Origin of the sequence: Tateyamaria omphalii (assembly GCF_019802125.1) — a bacterium.
In the GTDB taxonomy this organism is placed as follows: domain Bacteria; phylum Pseudomonadota; class Alphaproteobacteria; order Rhodobacterales; family Rhodobacteraceae; genus Tateyamaria; species Tateyamaria omphalii_B.
In genome coordinates this window covers 272,337-289,844 of the sequence record NZ_JAHVHT010000005.1, presented here as the reverse complement: position 1 = coordinate 289,844, position 17,508 = coordinate 272,337, and the positions used below count along the sequence as shown (strand labels likewise).

Below are 17,508 nucleotides of genomic sequence, written 5' to 3'. Positions count from 1 at the left end.
CATGCGCTGGCAGTATCACGGCGTCATCTTTCTAAACCGAGGCAAGATGATGACCGAGACCGTCAGGCTCCTACCGGACTACAGTGCTGATGACCCGCTTTGCGATATCGCGGAACGCTTGGCCGACCCGCTTGTCCGGAGCTGCCATTACAAGTCGCTTACCGCGCGCCGCGACGAAATCGAACCTGTAGTGAACGCATTCGAAATTCGGCGGGAAAGCTGCCCGAATGACGTGAAAGCTCCCCTCAACGGATTGCCGATCAGCGTGAAGGACCAAATCGCGACCGCAGGGTGGCCGAGGTCTTTTGGATTGGAGCGCCCGGCGCAGCGACCCGACCCGGCAAGCGCGTCGGTGGTGCAGAGGCTGCAGGGCCTAGGCGCCGTGGTAACAGGCAAGACGGCACTTCCGCCGTTCGCCATGGACTTCCAAACCTTCAACGAGCGGCGAGGGCCGACGCATAACCCCCACAATCCGAGCTTTACATCCGGCGGCAGCACTGGCGGCGGTGCTGCTGCTGTGGCCAGTGGTATGAGCAATCTGGACATCGGTGCCGATCTAAGTGGGTCCTTGCGCATACCTGCAGCTTGGTGCGGCGTCTCATCCTACACACCGACCGAGGGTCTATGGCCAAATGACGGCTTGCTGAACAGAACTACCACTTTGGATCACTTTGCGCGCATCGGTCTGACGGCACGGACGTCGGCGGATCTGGGTTTTATCTGGCACGTCCTGGAGAAGCACGCCGAAGCAGTCAGCACGTCTGAACACACGGCAAAGATCGCCATCTGGTCTCCGGCACAGCAACCTCCCTGTGACGAGGATACATTCGCCTGTTGGACCGCGTTCAAGGCGCATCTGTCAGGCGGCAATATGGCTCTGGAAACGAAGGAGATGATCACCCTTTTTGACGAAGGTGTCTACGAGATGGCCGGGGAAATCATCGGATATGAAACCGGCGGGCTCATACCTTGGCCCATACGGTGGATGATGCGCCGTGATCGCCGTGCTTCAACCAGCTCTCCTGGCTTCATTGCTCATATCCACGAAGGATATCGAAGACACGTCCAGCGATACGCTGACAACCTTGTTCGACTTGCGGCATTTCGCGAAAACCTGGCACTGACATGGGTAGACGTCGACGCACTTCTTTTGCCGGTGACGGGTATCTGCGCGTTCAAACACATCCTGCCTGCACGTGAAAAGGCCGGGGGCCGCACTTACGACACAGTATTCGACACGTTGGCCGGCCCGCTCCCTTACTATGATGCGCTCACACGTTTCACGTTGCCTGTGACGGCCTTGGGCTGGCCTGTCGTAACCTTGCCAATTGGCCGTGACAGCAACGGCCTGCCCGTTGGCGCACAACTGGTCGGTAAACCTGGTCGCGACGCGAAGCTGCTGGCACTTGCAGAACAGATCGAGGCGTTGCTCAGATGACAGATGTTTTTGCGAGGTCGGCGTTGCTGAAAATTGTATTCACGGCTGGGATGTCCCAGACCTCGGCGATCTTGCCGTCGATGATCCGCCAGACGACCACGACATCGAAATTGATCGCTTCAATACCCTGCCCTAGCCGGTTGCGGCTTTGAACAACGACCAACTCGTCTCCTACGGCCCATGCCAGCTTGGGCTGGACCGCGAAACTGCCATGACCGTGCCCGCGTACCTTGTCGAAAAACTCGGCAATGCCATCAACTCCGCGATAGGACCCTGCCAGGTTTGGCGCCATTGGGTTGAAGAAATGCCAAACTACGTCGCGTTGAAACAAATCAGCCTGCGCGGGTATGTCGGTGATGTCGATCTTGGCAATCAGGTCTATGTTGGCATGCTCAGTCTGCATGGGCGTTCATTCCATCATGTGGGTAACAAAAGTGGCTGGACCGGATCATTCTATGCCGCCTCCATGGACTGCTGAGATGATCTGCATCAAACCACTGCCTTTTCCAAAGCGCACGCGAGGTTGCTGCAGACGACTGTTGCAAGACAGGCGTCGCACACCAAGCAGAAACGCTCGGAAAGAGCTAAAGGCTACGTGGGTACGAACAGATCCTTGTGAGCCGCCCGCAAGACAGCCTTTTGGACCTTCCCCATTGTGTTGCGCGGAAGCTCGTCCACGACAATGAGCGCACGGGGGTGCTTGAATTTTGCAAGTGACGCAGAAGTTGCCGATTTGATGTCTTCGATATCGGGCGTTTCGCCAGCCAAAGGAACGATCAGACCAACGACGGTCTCCCCGAAATCGTCATGGGGGACACCGATCACAGCGCTTTCCAATACCCCAGGCTGCGCGTCCAGAACCAACTCGATTTCCTTGGGGTAGATGTTGTAACCGCCCGAGATGATCAGGTCTTTGTCCCGACCGACAATGTGCAAGTAACCATCATCGTCGACCTTACCCAAATCGCCAGTTATGAAAAAACCAGTGTCGCGCAGTTCCGCCGCGGTTTTCTCCGGCATCTTCCAATACCCTTTAAAAACGTTTGGCCCGCGAACCTCGATTTGTCCGACATCGCCTGGCGCTACGGGTTCTCCCGTGGCGCGGCTCGTTATTCGCAATTCAACCCCAGGAAGCGGCAAACCCACGGTCCCGGCACGACGTTCACCGTCGTACGGGTTCGATGTGTTCATATTGGTTTCCGTCATACCGTACCGTTCAAGGATGCGGTGACCTGTGCGCGCCTCGAACTCGATATGAGTGTCTGCCAACAAGGGCGCACTGCCAGACACGAACAACCGCATATGTTCTACCAAATCCCTAGTCAGGCGCGGGTCTGCCAAAAGACGCGTGTAGAATGTAGGCACCCCCATCATCGCAGTGGCTTTTGGCAACTGCGCCATGACTTGGTCCGGGTCGAACTTGGGCAGAAAAATCATCGAACCGCCCGCGGCAAGCGTGACATTCGTCGCCACGAAAAGACCATGGGTGTGAAAGATCGGCAAGGCATGCAGCAGCACATCGCTTGCATCGAATTTCCAGCACGTCACCAGCGTCTTTGCATTGGATAGCAAATTCCCCTGCGACAGCATCGCGCCCTTTGAACGGCCCGTCGTCCCCGAGGTGTAAAGAAATGCTGCAAGATCATCCTCAGACCGCTGGACCGTTGAGTAAGTCGCAGGTTTCGACGCCGCCGCGTCGGCCAACGTCCCCGTCCCGTCCCCGTTCAGCGACATTAGCAATGCACCCAGCGGATCCGTGATCCGCTTCAAAGCCGCCGCATCGGCGCCATCGCACACCATCAGCTTCGCACCGCTGTCTTCGATGAAGTAAGACAGCTCATCCGTTGTGTAGGCCGTGTTCAAGGGCAAAAAGACCACGCCCGCCTGTACACAAGCCGCATAGAGCGCCAGCGCCTCGGGCGACTTGTCCACCTGCGCAGCCAAACGGTCGCCCGGCGCAAGTCCCGCATCCGTCAACACATGCGCAAACCGAGCAGCCGTAGCGAGGAAATCCGCATGGGACAACACAGTCCCATCAGGCATATACAGGAACGGGGTCGATCGGTCCGCATACCGCCCAAACAATGCATCATAGAGCGGGTTCGTCATTGGCCCTTCTCCTCAACAAGCAGCTTCTTCCCGCCCGAACTCATAGACCGCATCTCCGAAGATGCAGCGATCTTGCCTTCGGTGGCGAAGCGCTCGTGGTTTTGGGACACTTTCTTCAGATCGTAAAGATAATTGACCATCACGCCCGAAGACTGCGCCAAACCATTGTCGGACACATCCGCATCTGCATGAACCTTGTGCACCTGTGCCCCGTTGCCCAGATGAAACCGGGCAACCGGATCACGCGGGGCACCATCGGCGCGCTTGGACTCCAACAGGTAATGCGCCGCCAGATTGCGAATGCGATCCGTGTCGCTTGGGTCGGCATCGATCCCACACTCAGCAAGCCAAGTGTTCAGCCCCGGAATGGGCGACAACGTGACAAAGGTCTTCAACCCGGGTAGCTGCAATGAAATATCGACGGCCACCTGCTTGATCAGCGAATTGCCAAACGAGATGTTGGCAAGCCCCGCCTGACAGTTCGAGATCGAGTAGAACACAGCCGTATCGGCATCCTCGGCAAAGATGCCCTGCCGATCTTCGGACAACAGACCCTGCACACTGTCAGGAATGCCCTTGGTCAGCGCTACTTCGACAAAAATCAACGGCTCGTCCGCCATGGCCGGGTGAAAGAACGCAAAGCAGCGCCGATCCTCCGGTGCCAGCCTGCGCCTCAAATCATCCCAACTGTCGATGGCATGGACGGCCTCGTAGGCGATGATCTTGTCCAGAATATGGGCGGGGCTTTCCCAATTGATCGGGCGCAGTACCAGAAAACCCCGGTTGAACCACGAACTGAACAGGTGCTGAAAATCCAGGTCCAAGGCGGCAAGGGCGCCGTTTGACCGGGTGTGCTTCAGCAGATGCGCCCGCATTGCGACCAGCTCGCCGGTGGCTTGGGGCACCCGGTTGAGACGCCTGACGAACTCCTGCCGCCGTGGCTCTGCCGCTTCTGCAAAGCGCTGGTATGTTATCCGCCCCGGATCCTGTTCGTAAGCATCCAGTGCGGCGCGCACGGCACCCGGATCAAAGTCCATCTCGGTCGCCAGGTAGGTAAAGAACTCCAGACGCGCATCGTCGTCCATATGTTCGAACCGATCGAGGATAAGGCGCCCCAGGATCTGCCCGGACCTCTCTCCATCTGTCCCGGCCAGCGCCTCAACCAGATCAGGCGTGGATCGGGCATCGGCCGTGGCACGCCCCGGGATCCGTATCGGACGTTCGAACACGGTCGATAAAAGATCGGCCAGCATCGTCATCGTGACGCCCCCATCACCGCATCGGGCAACCACGTTGCGATACCCGGAAAGATGCACAGGAGGACAATGGCGATGATCATGCAGGCCACAAAGGGCAATGACCCGCGCAGGATCGTCTTCAACGAAATATCTGGCGCAATCCCATTGATCACATAGAGGTTCAGGCCAACGGGAGGAGAGATCAGGCCGATCTCCATATTGATGGTCAGAACCACAGCAAACCAGATCGGATCGAAGCCTGCCGTCGTGATAATCGGCAACAGGATGGGCGCCGCCATCAGGATCACCGCAACCGGCGGCAGAAAGAACCCCGCGATCAACAGAAAGACATTGACCGCACCCATCAGAACCCAGCGGTTCACGTCCAGTGTGCCAATCCACTCCGCAATGGCCTGCGTGATGAACAGCGAAGACAGCATGTAGCTGAACACACCGGCAGCGGCGATGATGAACAGGATCATCACGCTTTCCTTGGTGCTGTCGCGCAGGACGACCCACAGGTCGCCGGGGTTCCACAGCTTGTAGATCACCATGGCAATCAAAAGACACAGAAGCGCCCCGACAGCCGCCGTCTCTGACGGGGTCGCGATACCGCCATACATCGCATAGAGCACGCCAAGGATGATCGCGATAAATGGCAGGACCCGCGGCAGGATCGCAACCTTTTCGCGCCATGTGTACGTGGTGGCGCTCAGAACGGCGGAATCCCCCGACCGCCACGTCGCATAAAGCGACCACGCCATGAACAGCGCTACGAGCAACAGGCCGGGAAAGACACCCGCCAGAAACAGCCGCCCGATCGAGGTCTCGGTCGCAATCCCGTAGACGATCATGGTCACCGATGGCGGGATCAGGATGCCAAGCGTCCCCCCTGCCGCAATGGAGCCCGAGGCGATGGCGTCCGGATAGCCCCGCTTGCGCATCTCCGGGATGCCCATCTTGCCAATCGCCGCACAGGTGGCAGGCGACGACCCCGACATCGCCGAAAACAGGGCACAGGCGCCCAGGTTCGAAATGACCAGCCCACCGGGCACACGGGTCAGCCACCGCTCCAGCGCTTCGTACAGATCGGCCCCCGCCCGCGTCGATGCAATCGACGCACCCATGATGATGAACATCGGGATCGACAAAAGGGCAAAGTTGTCGAGCTTGCCGAAAAGAATTTCAGGCATCAGCTCCAGCGACCGCACACCGTCAAAAACGATAAGGAAACCGGCCGACACGATCAGCAGACCCAGCGCCACCGACACGCCGGAAAAGAGGACAAAGATTGTGGCAACAGCCACGATCGCGCCCAACAGAAGCGGATCCATCAGCCGTCCTCCAGGCCAAAGGGCTTATCGACACCGATCAGCACGGCAACAAAGTCAGCAATCAGTTGCAATAGAAGCAGGCCAAACCCCACCGGGATCGCCAGATACGGAATCCACAATCGAACACCCCATACCGTGTCGGATCGCCATCCCCGCTCCCAGGCAAAGTGCCAATATTCGTAACCATAAAACAGCATGACAGCGACGATCAGGATGGAGACGGATAACGTCACGAATGCCAGGACCATCCGCCCGCGCGGCGGCAGGGCCAACGGCACCAAGTCGACGTTCACATGGCCGCGCAACCGCTGCACATAGGGCAAACCAATCAGCGTCGCCGCAACGACCAGATAGATCACCGCTTCGGTCTGCCACACGGTCGAGCCGTTCAACACAAAGCGGATGAAGATCATCTGACAGGTGATGGCGACAGCCGCGACGATCATCGCAGCCGAACACCATCCCGCCAGGGTCGAGATCCCAGCCACAAGGCGCAGAAAAGGGTTGTCGCCAACGTGGGCAACAGCAGCATTGCTCTGGCCTGCCATGGCGGCCTCCTCATTCACGTTCTATGCGTTTGGGGCGGCTCGACGCAGCCGCCCCGATCAGACGTCGATCACTCGACAGACAAGGCGAGATCCAACAAATCTTGCCCGCCGGGTGTCTCCTCGATGAACGCCTTGTAAGATGTCTCCTGTGCCAATGCGCGCCAGGCATCGAATTCCTCCTGGCTCATCTCGGCAATTTCGACCCCATTGTCTGCAAAGACCTTGGCCGAGGCAGCATCCTGCTTCTTGGCCTCTTCCAGATAGAACGCCTCGGCCTTGGCCGCGGCCTCCATCAGCGCATTCTGCTGGTCTGCGTTCAGCCCATCGAAGGTGGACTTGTTCATCATCAGTGGCTGATACATGAACCACAGTGCAAAATCGCTCGCCGGGGTGTAGCAAGACACCTGCTCGTAGATGCGGTAGCTGACAAAGGACGACGACGACGTATTGGCGGCCGTCAGAACGCCAGTTTGCATCGCGTTGTAAATCTCTGAAGACGCCATTGATGCGATGGACGCCCCTGCCCCTGCCAACATCTGCTCAAACGCCTTGCCCGCAGCGCGCGTCTGCTGGCCCTGCACATCCTCGGGAGATGTAATGCACTTGTCTTTGCCCACAAAACCGCCCGCAAGATAGCCGTGGACCAGCACCATGACGTCGTCACCGGCCATGATCTCTTCGATCTTGCCCATGAATTCGCTTTCGTTCAGGCGCGCGGCATGGTCGTGGTTCTTCACGAGGCCCGGCATCAGCGTCAGGTTATAGGCGGGCTGTTGACCGCCCGCATAGCTCAGCGGAAAGACGGTCATGTCCAACTGTCCACGACTTAGCGGCTTGTACTGCTCACGCGGTTTGAACAGCGACTTCGACGGGAAAATCTTGATCTCCAGATCGACACCGGCAGCAGCGACCTCATCGGCCACGATCTGCGCCACCTGGTGACGGACATCTGCAGTGGACCATTGGTGCGACAGGCGAAGTTCGGCGGCACCCGCCGCTATAGAGCCCGCAAGCAATGCGGCTGACGCGACGGCGGCAGTGAATTTCAGCTTCATTGGTTTTCCTCCCAGAAAGTCCCGAGTCAGCCTCGGGTATCGTGCCAGAATGCAAGCTTTGCGTTCCAAGTCAATATTTTTGTATACAAGATAGATATTCTTGCGTGCCAGATTGACGGATGCTATTGCAGCGCTATGGAACAGAAACGATCCGATATCATTGCCAACCAGATCGAGGAGTTGATCTTCGACGGCACGTTCAGCGACGGCGAGCGACTGGACGAAGTGCAGTTGTCGGAACGATTTGCAGTCTCAAGAACACCGATCCGGGAAGCACTGCTTCGGCTTGCGCAATCCGGTCTCGTCGAACATTTCCCACGGCGCGGCGTCTTTGTGCGGCAGCCCGGCCCGATCGAACTGCTTGAGATGTTCGAGGTCATGGCGGAGCTTGAGGCAACATGCGCCCGCTTCGCTGCCGCACGCATTTCGGACGCGGCGATCCAAGAGCTGAACGACACCAACAAACGGTGCAATGCAGCCGTGGAAGCGAAAGATGCCGACAGATACTATCTCGAAAACGAACGGTTCCACGCCATCTTGTACAAAGAATCTGGCAACAGCTTTCTGGAACAGGAATGCTTGCGCCTCCAACGCAGGCTACAACCGTTTCGACGCACGCAGTTGCGCCTGCGCGGACGTCTCAAGCAGTCAATGCACGAACACGAGGAAATCGTGGCGGCGTTGGAAGACGGCGACAGCCAAGCCGCTGCGGACGCGATCCGCGACCACGTGGCCGTTCAAGGCGAAAAATTCCATCACCTCATGGCACGACTGAAAACGGCCGCCGAATAGCGATGGGCACAGCCCTCGAGCCGCACGGAATGCGAGCAATACAACTCATGGCCGCTTGTAACTCCCGGTATAGCCAGAACTTCTCGAGAGCGATCAGATCGGCCATAGATTTACACACAACGTGCCGCATGCGTGCACCAAATGACTGATCCGATTGTCGTTGCATCTGCGCATTGCGCGCAGATGACCATTGGAAGTGAAACACATGCAGGTCGAAGCTTCTGTCATGTCCAATCTGCAATGCTTTAGTACCACACGCGGAACTACCAGCTGTTGTAGCCAAGGAATTTCCCCGACATTTCGACCTTTACGCGGTCTCCCTTCGGGTGCTCAACGCGGGTCACCGACATGTCGAAGTCGATGGCCGACATGATGCCATCGCCGAATTTTTCCTGGATGATTGCCTTGAGTGTCGGGCCGTACACACCGACGATTTCGTAGAAACGATAAATGCACGGATCGGTCGGAACCGCCTGTTCCCAGATCTTGGTGGGGCTTTCGGCCAGAACCGAGGCGGCCTCCTGCGGCAGCCCCATGGTGGTGACCATCAGCTCGGCTTTGTCAGCTGGGAAGGCGTTCATCCCCATGGCGGCGGAGTGGGTCCAGATGGGAGACATGTCGATCTTCTCGGCAATCTCTTCCCATGTCAGCCCGGCCTGTTTCTTGGCCGACAGGATCATCGCGGTGACGTCCTCTTTGGTCATCTCGGTCATTGGGATCGTATCCTTCATTTTATAGTCCTAACTCTGTCAGTCCGGGGTGGTCGTCGGGCCGGGGCGTCCCCTCCGGCCAGTGAAACAGGCGGTCGTTTTCCGCGATGGGCACATCGTTGATCGAGGCGTGGCGCACGGCCATGTAGCCCAGATCATCAAACTCCCAGTTCTCGTTGCCATGGGCGCGGTACCACTGGCCCGCCTCATCGTGCCATTCGTAGCAAAAGCGCACGGCGATCCGGTGCCCCGCATGCGCCCAGATCTCCTTGATCAGGCGATAGCCGGTTTCCTTGGCCCATTTGCGGGTGAGAAACGCCTTCACCTCGGCGCGCCCGCGCGGAAACTCGGAGCGGTTGCGCCAGCGGGTGTCCGGCGTATAGGCCTGCGCCACCTTTTCCGGGTCCCGCGTGTTCCAGGCATTCTCGGCCATGCGCACCTTGGCGACCGCTTCTTCATAGGAAAATGGCGGCAGTGGCGGGCGGGGAAGCGTGTCGCTCATGGCATCACCCTTCCACCGCGCGCAGGACTGGTTTGGCAGGCTCAGGCTCTTCGCTCTCCTGCGCGTCGGTCAGATCAATACGGATGGTCTCGGGCTGGTTAGCCCCATCGCCGGGCTGGCCTGCCAGCTCTGCCGACCGCTGCGCAAGGAAGTGCACCAGATGATTGCGGATGGCGTAGTAGTTGGGATGCTCGACAATATCATTGCGCACGCGCGGACGCGGGATGGTGATCTCGACACTCTCGGCCACCTGCGCCATCGGCCCGTTGGTCATCAGCAAGATACGGTCGGCCAGCAGGATCGCCTCGTCGATGTCATGGGTGATCATGAAGACGGTCTGGTCCGTGTCGCTCCAGACCTTGATCAGCTCGTCTTGAATGGTGCCCCGGGTCAGCGCATCAAGCGCGCCAAAGGGTTCATCGAGCAGCAAGAGCTTGGGCTCGTTGGCGAACGCCCGCGTGATCGAGACCCGCTGGCGCATGCCGCCCGAGAGCTGGCTGGGCTTGCGGTGGATGGTGTCGCCGGTCAGGCCCACCTTGGCGAGAAACGCCGTCGAATGCTCGATCACCTTCTCCTTGCTCCAACTTGGAAAGCGGGCTGAGACGCCAAAGGTCACGTTCTTGAGCGCCGTGAGCCAGGGCAACAGCGAGTAGTTTTGGAACACCACGCCTCGGTCGAGGCTGGGGCCGGAGACATGCCGCCCGTCCATCTTGACCACGCCGCTTGTGGGCTCGGCCAGCCCGGCGAGGATGTTCATGATCGTCGATTTGCCACAGCCCGAATGGCCCAAGATGCAGACAAATTCGCCCTTCTCAATGCCAAAACTGGCGTCTTCAAAGACGGTGAACTCCCCACCCTGGCCATCGGGATAGCGTTGCGTGAGTTGCTCGATGCTCAGAAACGGTTTTGCCACGAAAAGCTCCTATTCCGTGTAGGCGACGGTGCGCTGCAGCAGGCCAAACATGGAGTCCAGCAGCATGCCCACGACGCCGATCATGAGGATGGAAAAGATGACGGAAGTCAGATCGAGGTTGTTCCACTCGTTCCAGACGTAATAGCCGATGCCGGTGCCCCCCACGAGCATCTCAGCCGCGACAATCACCAGCCAGGCGATGCCGATGGAGATGCGCATGCCCGTCACGATGGTCGGCGCGGCGGCAGGCAGGATCACGGTGAAGGCTGTCTTTAGTGCGCTCAGCTCATGGGTGCGGGCTACATTCACCCAATCCTCTCGCACTCCGGCAACGCCAAAGGCGGTGTTGATCAGCATGGGCCAGATCGAGCAGATGAAGATAACGAAGATCGCACTCATCTCGCTGTCTTGGATCACAAATAGGGCAAGCGGCATCCAAGCGAGCGGCGAGATGGGCCGCAGAACCTGAATGAAAGGGTTCAGCGCCTTGTAAGCGACAGAGGACATGCCGATCAGGAACCCCAGTGGGATCGCGATGGCCGCAGCGAGGGCGTAGCCCGTCAACACACGGTAGATCGAATAACCGATCTGAATGCCGATGCCCTTGTCATTGGGGCCTGCGTCATAGAATGGGTTCGACAGCTGCTCCCACGCCTTGGCGAACACCTGGCTGGGCGGCGGCACACCGGCCTTGGGCTGGCCGCCGCCGGTGAGCAACTCGTATTCTGTCAGCTCACCCACCGCCTTTTGTGCGGGGATAGACGCCTCCCAGATCAGGCAACCCACGATCAGGATCAGGATCGAGAGCAGGGCAGCCTTGCGATTTTCGGACAAGGTCTTCATCAGCCCGCCTTGATCGCAAAGCTGTCGATGTAGGCTTCCGGTTCCGCCGGGTCGAAGGTCTTGCCCATGATAGTATGCGACTTGTAGGTGATATCAGGCGCGTCATAGCCCAGATCGGTCATCACCTTCTTGGCGTCCGACGCAAGGTAGACCTGCTCCGCCACCGCCTTGTAGTCGATGTCGCCGTCGATATAGCCCCAACGTTTCATCTGCGTGAGGATCCAAACGCCCATGGAATGCCAGGGGAATGGATCGAAATCTATTCGGTCGGGGACGCGCTGCACCTCACCCAATCCATCAGCATAGGTGCCGGTTAGCACCTGTTGTACAACCGTGACCGGCTGATTGAGATAGTTGGTGGGCGAAATCGCCTCGGCGATCTCGACACGATTGTCGGGGTTCGAGGCATACTGCGTGGCGTCAATAATCGACTTCAAGAGCGCGCCATAGGTGTTGGGCAACTCTGTCGCAAAACTCAAAGGTGCCGCAAATGCGCAGCACGGGTGCCCTTCCCAGATCTCCTTGGTCAGGATGTGGATGAAGCCGATGCCCTCATAGACAGCGCGTTGGTTGAACGGGTCAGGCGAAAGATAGCCATCCAGATTTCCCGCGCGCAGGTTCGCGACCATCTCGGGCGGCGGCACAACGCGGATCTGGATGTCCTTGTCGGGATCGAGACCGAACTCGGCCACGTAGTAACGCAGCAGGAAGTTGTGCATCGAGTATTCGAACGGCACGCCAAAGGTGAAGCCCTTCCATTGCTGCGGGTCGCGCTTGTCGAGGTGCTCATTGGACAACACAATCGCCTGTCCGTTTATGTTCTCAACGGCCGGCATGATGTATGGAGTTGCAACCGAACCTGCGCCAAGGGTCATCGCCAGTGGCATGGGCGTCAGCATGTGGCTGGCGTCATACTCTCCCGACAGGGACTTGTCGCGCGCCACGGCCCAGCCGGCTGTCTTAATCACTTCCGCATTGAGGCCATAGCGTTCGTAGAAGCCGAGGGGCTGCGCCATGATGATGGGCGTCGCGCAGGTGATCGGCACGAAACCGATGTTCAGATCGGTCTTCTCCGGGGGACCCAAATCGTCGAGGATGGCCGCTTTTGCCTGTTCCAACGGGAAGACCGACGCAAGCGCAGCGGCTGCTGTCGTTCCGCCAATCATCCCCATGAAAGAACGACGACCGATGTCGCTCTGACCAAAAACCGAGCGTACGATCGCACTTTCAACCGCACGTTCCATTATCTGTTCCGAGGACATCTGGTGCGGTTCGACGTGGTCCTGATCGTGCCCGTGGCCCGCCAGACAACCCTCGCAACCGCAATCTGCACCATGCCGCAGATCGGTCTTCTCCGAAAACGGATTGCCTAGGCTTTTGATCGTCATGTCCATCTCCTGTCAGCGTTTTCCAAATCTTCCCATGGAGCGAACTGGCGCGAAACGCGGTCTGAAACCTGCCTAGAAATAGTCAGAGCGCTGAATTTATTGATGAAATTACAGGCATTTCTGACGATTTTTCGTAAATTACGAATTTTCGTGAAACCCGGCAGGCACAAGACTGCAAGACTGTCTGGAATGCTTGATCAGTCCGATTCTGACCGGCTGGTACGCCATAACCCGCTGCCTACCTTGCTCGTTGATACGCGCAATGACAGGGTGTTGTCGGCGAACGTGCTTGCACACCAACTCTTTGGCCCGATGTTACAAGGCGGCGCGTTCTCAGAGCTGTTGAAATGCGATGTTCCGACAGCGGCTGTATTCTTCGATGCAGTGGCCCATTTCGGAACGTATGTCAGCCGCACCCTTTCAATGTCTGACAGCGAAGGCGCCACATTGCGTTTGCAGAGCCATGGAGTTCAATATCGGCATGAACTTGTCCTAATCAGCTTTCTGAACCTTGATGAGCATGACCGCCGCAACCACCTGGCCGAGCAGGATGCACACCAAAGGGCTGGCCTGTCGCAATGGCAAAACATCTACGGCTTTTTCCGCGAGGTCGAGGCACAAAATCACCTCATTCTTGAAGCTGCAGGCGAGGGAATTTACGGCATCAACGCCATGGGCCAGGCAACCTTTGTGAACCGCGCGGCACAGGAAATGCTGGGTTGGTCTTCGGACGATCTGATCGGGCGCGATCTTCACGCGACCATTCACCACAAACATCTGAATGGGGAACACTTTCCCGCGCATGAATGCCCGATCTACGCCTCCTTCCGACGCGAAGAAACGATGCGCGTGGACGATGATGTGTTCTGGCGCAAGGATGGGAAACCGATATTGGTCGAGTACGTCTCGACGCCCATCTACGATCACGGCGTGCTTGCCGGAGCGGTGGTGATTTTCCGCGATGTGACCGACCGCAAGGAAAATGAACGCAAGCTACGCGATGCACTGGCGCAGGTCGAAGAACTGAAGGTCAAGTTGGAGCAGGAAAACGACTACCTGCTCACTGAAATCCGTTCAGCGCGATCTCATACTGGAGTTGTTGGCGTATCGCCGGCCATCAAGTCCCTGAATGCGCGTATTGATTTGGCAGCGCGCAACAAGGCGAATGTGTTGGTCACCGGCCCTCCAGGATCAGGGAAAAGCCTGACAGTCTCGGCCATTCACGAAGCCAGTGATCGCCATCGCCGCCCCCTTGTGCGTATCAGTTGCGATCATATGTCGGCACCTGAACTTGAGGCGGAACTGTTCGGCTACCGTCGCGGCGCCTTTTCCGGAGCAACACGCGACAACACCGGCAAGCTGATCATGGCGCACAATGGCACCCTGCACCTGGACGAGGTCGCAGAACTGCCAAAAGTCGTGCAGGCGAAGCTGCACGACGTGCTGCAGCGCGGACACTTCCAACGGCTGGGTGACAGCACGCAGACGCCTGTATCGCTTACCGTAGTTGCGACCACCTCCCGCGACCTGATGACGGAGTTGCGTGCCGGGCGTTTTCGTCAGGACCTTTACTTTGCGCTCAATGTTTTTTCGATCACGTGCGAACCATTGCACGATAGGCCCGAAGACATACCCTATCTCGCCAAGCATTTCCTTGATCGCACCACGCGCCGCCTACGCCTGCCAGCTACACGCTTGTCCAAGTCGAATATCGAGGCACTCAAACAGTATGAGTGGCCCGGAAACGTACGCGAGCTTGAAAACGTCATTGAACGTGCGGCCATTCTGGCACAGGGCGGACGGTTGAAGTTCGACTTTCAGCGTAAGGAGAATGGGCTGGGACGTTCGTCAGATGTGGTGCTGACGCATGATGAACTTCGCAGTCTCGAGCGGGAAAACATAAAAAATGCGCTGCGCCGCACCAAGGGCAAAGTGTCCGGCCAGAAAGGCGCTGCTGCCATGCTTGGGGTCGCACCGACCACAGCATACTCAAAGATCAAATCACTCGGCATTGACCCGAAGCATTTCAAGTAAAAGGCGCTTTCAAACTGTCGCCAACAGCGCCCTACTTGAATGTGCTGTTGGTACGTGAAGCGCACCAGCAAAAAAGTCCTTTGGTCGCCATTGCCGTTGCTGCCAGCGGAAGTCAGCAAGTCTCGGTATTGCAGGTCAAAAGCGCAATCTCAGGACATGCCAATGCTAACCCTCTATCACGCTCCAAACTCACGCTCGACATCCATCCCAGCCTTGATAGATGAAATGGGTATCGCCGACCGCATCAAAGTCTTCGAGGTGGATATTCCTCGGCAAGCTGGCGGCGGAGGCCCGGACCCACGCAACCCCCATCCGGAGAAGAAAGTCCCCTACTTGGTGCACGGCAATGACCATGTGCGCGAGCGCGGGGCAATTGTCGCCTTTCTAACCGACATGTTCCCCGAGGCAGGGCTTGGTCGTCCTGTCGGGCACCCTCAACGCGGTGCCTTCCTGAGCTGGCTCTTTTACTATCAAGGCGTCGTAGAACCCGTGCTGGTTCTGGACTGGGCGCAGATCGACCATCCCATCGTGCAAACAACGTTTCGAGATCTGGACACCATGCTGAACCACATATCCGACGCGTTGGACGGGCAACCCTACTTACTGGGCGACAGCTACTCCGCAGTCGATCTTCTCTTATCAAGCCCGTTCGAATGGCTCCCCGATACGGCATCGAAACATCCGGCAGTTCAGGCCTGGCTGCAACGGTGCATTGATCGGCCCAAGTTGAAGGCCATCAGGAGTCGGGAACGCGCACAGATCTGACCAAATTGTTTGATCGGCTGTCCGCAGCCAAAGACATGGAAACGCGGCAAAGCGCTTAAATCTTCTTTGGCAGTTGGCCAAGTCGAAGCGGGATGGCTCACAGACAGTTCAATCATTCAAAGGTTTCGCCGAAACGTTCAATACACCCCGACACACGCCTCCATACTGACGTCCACTTTTGAGTTTGGAGGAAAACATGGCAAAAAAACTTGACGCATTGGTCATCGGAGCCGGGGTTGCCGGCCTCTATCAACTCTACCAGCTTCGTGAACAAGGGTTCTCAGTACACGGAGTTGAAGCGGGTACAGATGTTGGCGGAACGTGGTACTGGAACCGTTACCCGGGCGCCAAGTTCGACTCCGAAAGCTATATCTACCAATACCTGTTCAGCGAAGAGATGTACAAAGGCTGGACCTGGAGCGAGCGTTTCCCAAGCCAGCCGGAAATTGAACGATGGCTACATTACATCACCGACACGCTGGATCTGCGAAAGGACTTCAGCTTTGACAGCAAGGTGACCAGCGCGGACTTCGACGAAGACACCGGCCGCTGGCGCGTCCAACTGGAAAACGGTGATCGTTATGATACGCAGTATCTGATTGGCTGCACGGGGATGCTGTCCGCACCCCTCACCGACCAGTTCCCAGGCCAGGACACATTTCAAGGCACGATCGTGCACACGGCGCGCTACCCCAAGGATGGTATCGACCTTGAGGGCAAACGAGTCGGTGTGATCGGCATTGGTGCCACGGGGATTCAGGTCATTCAGACCATCGCACCGGTTGTAGAGGAAATGACGGTGTTCGCGCGCACCCCACAATACGTGCTGCCCATGAAAAACCCGAAATATGGCCCATCCGAAGCGGAGTGGTACAAGTCTCGCTTCGCTGAGCTCAAGAAAAACCTGCCTGTTACATTCACCGGCTTCGAGTATGACTTCGAACATGATTGGGCGGACCTGACGCCTCAGGAGCGCCTCGACGTGCTTGAGGATATCCATGCGGATGGGTCATTGAAGCTGTGGCTTGCCTCCTTCGCAGACATGTTCTTCAAGGAAGAGGTCAGCGCCGAAGTCTCCAAATTCGTCCGAGACAAGATGATTGCGCGTCTCAAGGATCCGAAGCTCATCGACACGCTGGTGCCAGCAGCCGGCAGCTACGGCTTCGGCACCCACCGCGTCCCGCTAGAAACGAACTACCTCGAAGTCTACCATCAACCGAACGTCCATGCCGTCAACGTCAGGCAGAATCCCATCGCCGAAATCATAGCACAGGGTGTGAAGCTGGAAGACGGAACCGTGTATGATCTTGATGTGATCATCATGGCGGTAGGCTTTGACGCAGGCACCGGTGCCTTGACGCGGATTGACATTACCGGACGTGATGGCCTTAGCTTGCGCGATGAGTGGGGCAAGGACATCCGCACAACGCTGGGCATGCAAAAACACGGGTTCCCGAACCTCTTCATGACAGGCGCACCCCTCGCCCCGTCCGCGGCTTTCTGCAACATGACTACGTGCCTGCAACAGCAAACCGAATGGATCACCAATTGTATTGCCCACCTGCGTAACACCGGCGCCAGCGTCATTGAGCCGACGGTCAAGGGTGAAGACGACTGGGTTGCGCATCACGACGAAATCGCAAATGCCTCGCTCGTCGCAAAGACATCGTCTTGGTACACCGGCTCGAATGTCCCGGGAAAACCGCGGCGGGTGCTGTCCTATTTCGGCGGTGTCGGCGCCTACCGTCAGACCTGCAAGGACATCGCCGAGCAAGGGTATCCCGGTTTCAAGATCAGCGGCGGATCGCAAAGAGTCGCAGCACAGTAGAAACCGCAAAC

Annotated in this window: 17 protein-coding genes; 6 read left to right on the top strand and 11 right to left on the bottom strand. The window is 57.8% G+C overall.

What is annotated here, in order from left to right:
- Window position 1: 1 nt before the first annotated feature.
- Window positions 2-1,438, top strand: a complete 1,437-nt coding sequence (locus tag KUV51_RS19165) for an amidase (protein WP_222523046.1) — start codon at window positions 2-4, stop codon at window positions 1,436-1,438.
- On the opposite strand, the gene KUV51_RS19160 is transcribed toward KUV51_RS19165, so the two are convergent.
- The 6 genes from KUV51_RS19160 to dctP form a co-directional block, all read right to left on the bottom strand.
- Complete coding sequence (locus KUV51_RS19160) at window positions 1,431-1,841, bottom strand: nuclear transport factor 2 family protein (protein WP_222523045.1); 411 nt, start codon at window positions 1,839-1,841, stop codon at window positions 1,431-1,433. The genes KUV51_RS19165 and KUV51_RS19160 overlap by 8 nt on opposite strands.
- Window positions 1,842-2,029: 188 nt before the next feature.
- Window positions 2,030-3,547: a malonate--CoA ligase gene (locus tag KUV51_RS19155; RefSeq protein WP_222523044.1), complete on the bottom strand. Its 1,518-nt coding sequence runs from the start codon at window positions 3,545-3,547 to the stop codon at window positions 2,030-2,032.
- A complete protein-coding gene (locus tag KUV51_RS19150) occupies window positions 3,544-4,806 on the bottom strand; it encodes a malonyl-CoA decarboxylase (protein ID WP_222523043.1) in 1,263 nt (420 codons plus the stop codon). Before KUV51_RS19150 ends, KUV51_RS19155 begins: the two co-directional genes overlap by 4 nt.
- The gene (locus KUV51_RS19145; RefSeq protein WP_222523042.1) at window positions 4,803-6,119 is read right to left on the bottom strand and encodes a TRAP transporter large permease; all 1,317 of its coding nucleotides are present in this window, start codon (window positions 6,117-6,119) and stop codon (window positions 4,803-4,805) included. The genes KUV51_RS19150 and KUV51_RS19145 overlap by 4 nt, the downstream gene beginning before the upstream one ends.
- Entirely contained in the window at window positions 6,119-6,667 is a 549-nt protein-coding gene (locus KUV51_RS19140; protein ID WP_222523041.1) for a TRAP transporter small permease, read from the bottom strand. Before KUV51_RS19140 ends, KUV51_RS19145 begins: the two co-directional genes overlap by 1 nt.
- Window positions 6,668-6,735: 68 nt before the next feature.
- The gene (gene dctP, locus KUV51_RS19135) at window positions 6,736-7,722 is read right to left on the bottom strand and encodes a TRAP transporter substrate-binding protein DctP (protein ID WP_222523040.1); all 987 of its coding nucleotides are present in this window, start codon (window positions 7,720-7,722) and stop codon (window positions 6,736-6,738) included.
- A gap of 135 nt (window positions 7,723-7,857) precedes the next feature.
- Here dctP and KUV51_RS19130 point away from each other — a divergent pair, with 135 nt between their 5' ends.
- On the top strand, window positions 7,858-8,514 hold the full coding sequence (locus KUV51_RS19130; protein ID WP_222523039.1) for a GntR family transcriptional regulator: 657 nt from the start codon (window positions 7,858-7,860) through the stop codon (window positions 8,512-8,514).
- A 263-nt stretch (window positions 8,515-8,777) separates the two neighbouring features.
- Here KUV51_RS19130 and cynS read toward each other — a convergent pair whose 3' ends face one another.
- Genes cynS through KUV51_RS19105 form a run of 5 tightly spaced genes read right to left on the bottom strand, consistent with a single transcriptional unit; the run spans window position 8,778 to window position 12,870 of the window.
- Complete coding sequence (cynS, locus tag KUV51_RS19125; protein WP_261385935.1) at window positions 8,778-9,245, bottom strand: cyanase; 468 nt, start codon at window positions 9,243-9,245, stop codon at window positions 8,778-8,780.
- A 1-nt stretch (window position 9,246) separates the two neighbouring features.
- A complete protein-coding gene (locus tag KUV51_RS19120; RefSeq protein ID WP_222523038.1) occupies window positions 9,247-9,726 on the bottom strand; it encodes a DUF1348 family protein in 480 nt (159 codons plus the stop codon).
- A 4-nt stretch (window positions 9,727-9,730) separates the two neighbouring features.
- Window positions 9,731-10,639, bottom strand: coding sequence for an ABC transporter ATP-binding protein (locus KUV51_RS19115; protein WP_222523037.1), 909 nt, complete (start codon window positions 10,637-10,639; stop codon window positions 9,731-9,733).
- 9 nt (window positions 10,640-10,648) lie between these two features.
- Entirely contained in the window at window positions 10,649-11,482 is an 834-nt protein-coding gene (gene ntrB, locus KUV51_RS19110; RefSeq protein WP_222523036.1) for a nitrate ABC transporter permease, read from the bottom strand.
- Entirely contained in the window at window positions 11,482-12,870 is a 1,389-nt protein-coding gene (locus KUV51_RS19105) for a CmpA/NrtA family ABC transporter substrate-binding protein (protein ID WP_222523035.1), read from the bottom strand. Before KUV51_RS19105 ends, ntrB begins: the two co-directional genes overlap by 1 nt.
- 102 nt (window positions 12,871-12,972) lie before the next feature.
- Here KUV51_RS19105 and KUV51_RS19100 point away from each other — a divergent pair, with 102 nt between their 5' ends.
- The 4 genes from KUV51_RS19100 to KUV51_RS19085 all read left to right on the top strand — a co-directional run bounded on the left by KUV51_RS19100 (window position 12,973) and on the right by KUV51_RS19085 (window position 17,497).
- Complete coding sequence (locus KUV51_RS19100) at window positions 12,973-14,904, top strand: sigma-54 interaction domain-containing protein (protein WP_261385934.1); 1,932 nt, start codon at window positions 12,973-12,975, stop codon at window positions 14,902-14,904.
- A 35-nt stretch (window positions 14,905-14,939) separates the two neighbouring features.
- Window positions 14,940-15,128, top strand: a complete 189-nt coding sequence (locus KUV51_RS19095; RefSeq protein ID WP_222523093.1) for a hypothetical protein — start codon at window positions 14,940-14,942, stop codon at window positions 15,126-15,128.
- 1 nt (window position 15,129) lies between these two features.
- Window positions 15,130-15,669 (top strand): glutathione S-transferase family protein, encoded by a 540-nt coding sequence (locus KUV51_RS19090; protein WP_315898849.1) that lies wholly within the window; start codon window positions 15,130-15,132, stop codon window positions 15,667-15,669.
- Window positions 15,670-15,847: 178 nt separating this feature from the next.
- On the top strand, window positions 15,848-17,497 hold the full coding sequence (locus KUV51_RS19085) for a flavin-containing monooxygenase (protein WP_261385933.1): 1,650 nt from the start codon (window positions 15,848-15,850) through the stop codon (window positions 17,495-17,497).
- Window positions 17,498-17,508 lie beyond the last annotated feature (11 nt).

Bases quoted from the DNA above. Each gene is read 5' to 3' on its own strand.
- KUV51_RS19165 (WP_222523046.1), top strand. From the start codon at position 2: ATGCGCTGGCAGTATCACGGCGTCATCTTTCTAAACCGAGGCAAGATG.
- KUV51_RS19160 (WP_222523045.1), bottom strand. From the start codon at position 1,841: ATGCAGACTGAGCATGCCAACATAGACCTGATTGCCAAGATCGACATC.
- KUV51_RS19155 (WP_222523044.1), bottom strand. From the start codon at position 3,547: ATGACGAACCCGCTCTATGATGCATTGTTTGGGCGGTATGCGGACCGA.
- KUV51_RS19150 (WP_222523043.1), bottom strand. From the start codon at position 4,806: ATGACGATGCTGGCCGATCTTTTATCGACCGTGTTCGAACGTCCGATA.
- KUV51_RS19145 (WP_222523042.1), bottom strand. From the start codon at position 6,119: ATGGATCCGCTTCTGTTGGGCGCGATCGTGGCTGTTGCCACAATCTTT.
- KUV51_RS19140 (WP_222523041.1), bottom strand. From the start codon at position 6,667: ATGGCAGGCCAGAGCAATGCTGCTGTTGCCCACGTTGGCGACAACCCT.
- dctP (WP_222523040.1), bottom strand. From the start codon at position 7,722: ATGAAGCTGAAATTCACTGCCGCCGTCGCGTCAGCCGCATTGCTTGCG.
- KUV51_RS19130 (WP_222523039.1), top strand. From the start codon at position 7,858: ATGGAACAGAAACGATCCGATATCATTGCCAACCAGATCGAGGAGTTG.
- cynS (WP_261385935.1), bottom strand. From the start codon at position 9,245: ATGAAGGATACGATCCCAATGACCGAGATGACCAAAGAGGACGTCACC.
- KUV51_RS19120 (WP_222523038.1), bottom strand. From the start codon at position 9,726: ATGAGCGACACGCTTCCCCGCCCGCCACTGCCGCCATTTTCCTATGAA.
- ntrB (WP_222523036.1), bottom strand. From the start codon at position 11,482: ATGAAGACCTTGTCCGAAAATCGCAAGGCTGCCCTGCTCTCGATCCTG.
- KUV51_RS19105 (WP_222523035.1), bottom strand. From the start codon at position 12,870: ATGACGATCAAAAGCCTAGGCAATCCGTTTTCGGAGAAGACCGATCTG.
- KUV51_RS19100 (WP_261385934.1), top strand. From the start codon at position 12,973: ATGAAATTACAGGCATTTCTGACGATTTTTCGTAAATTACGAATTTTC.
- KUV51_RS19090 (WP_315898849.1), top strand. From the start codon at position 15,130: ATGGGTATCGCCGACCGCATCAAAGTCTTCGAGGTGGATATTCCTCGG.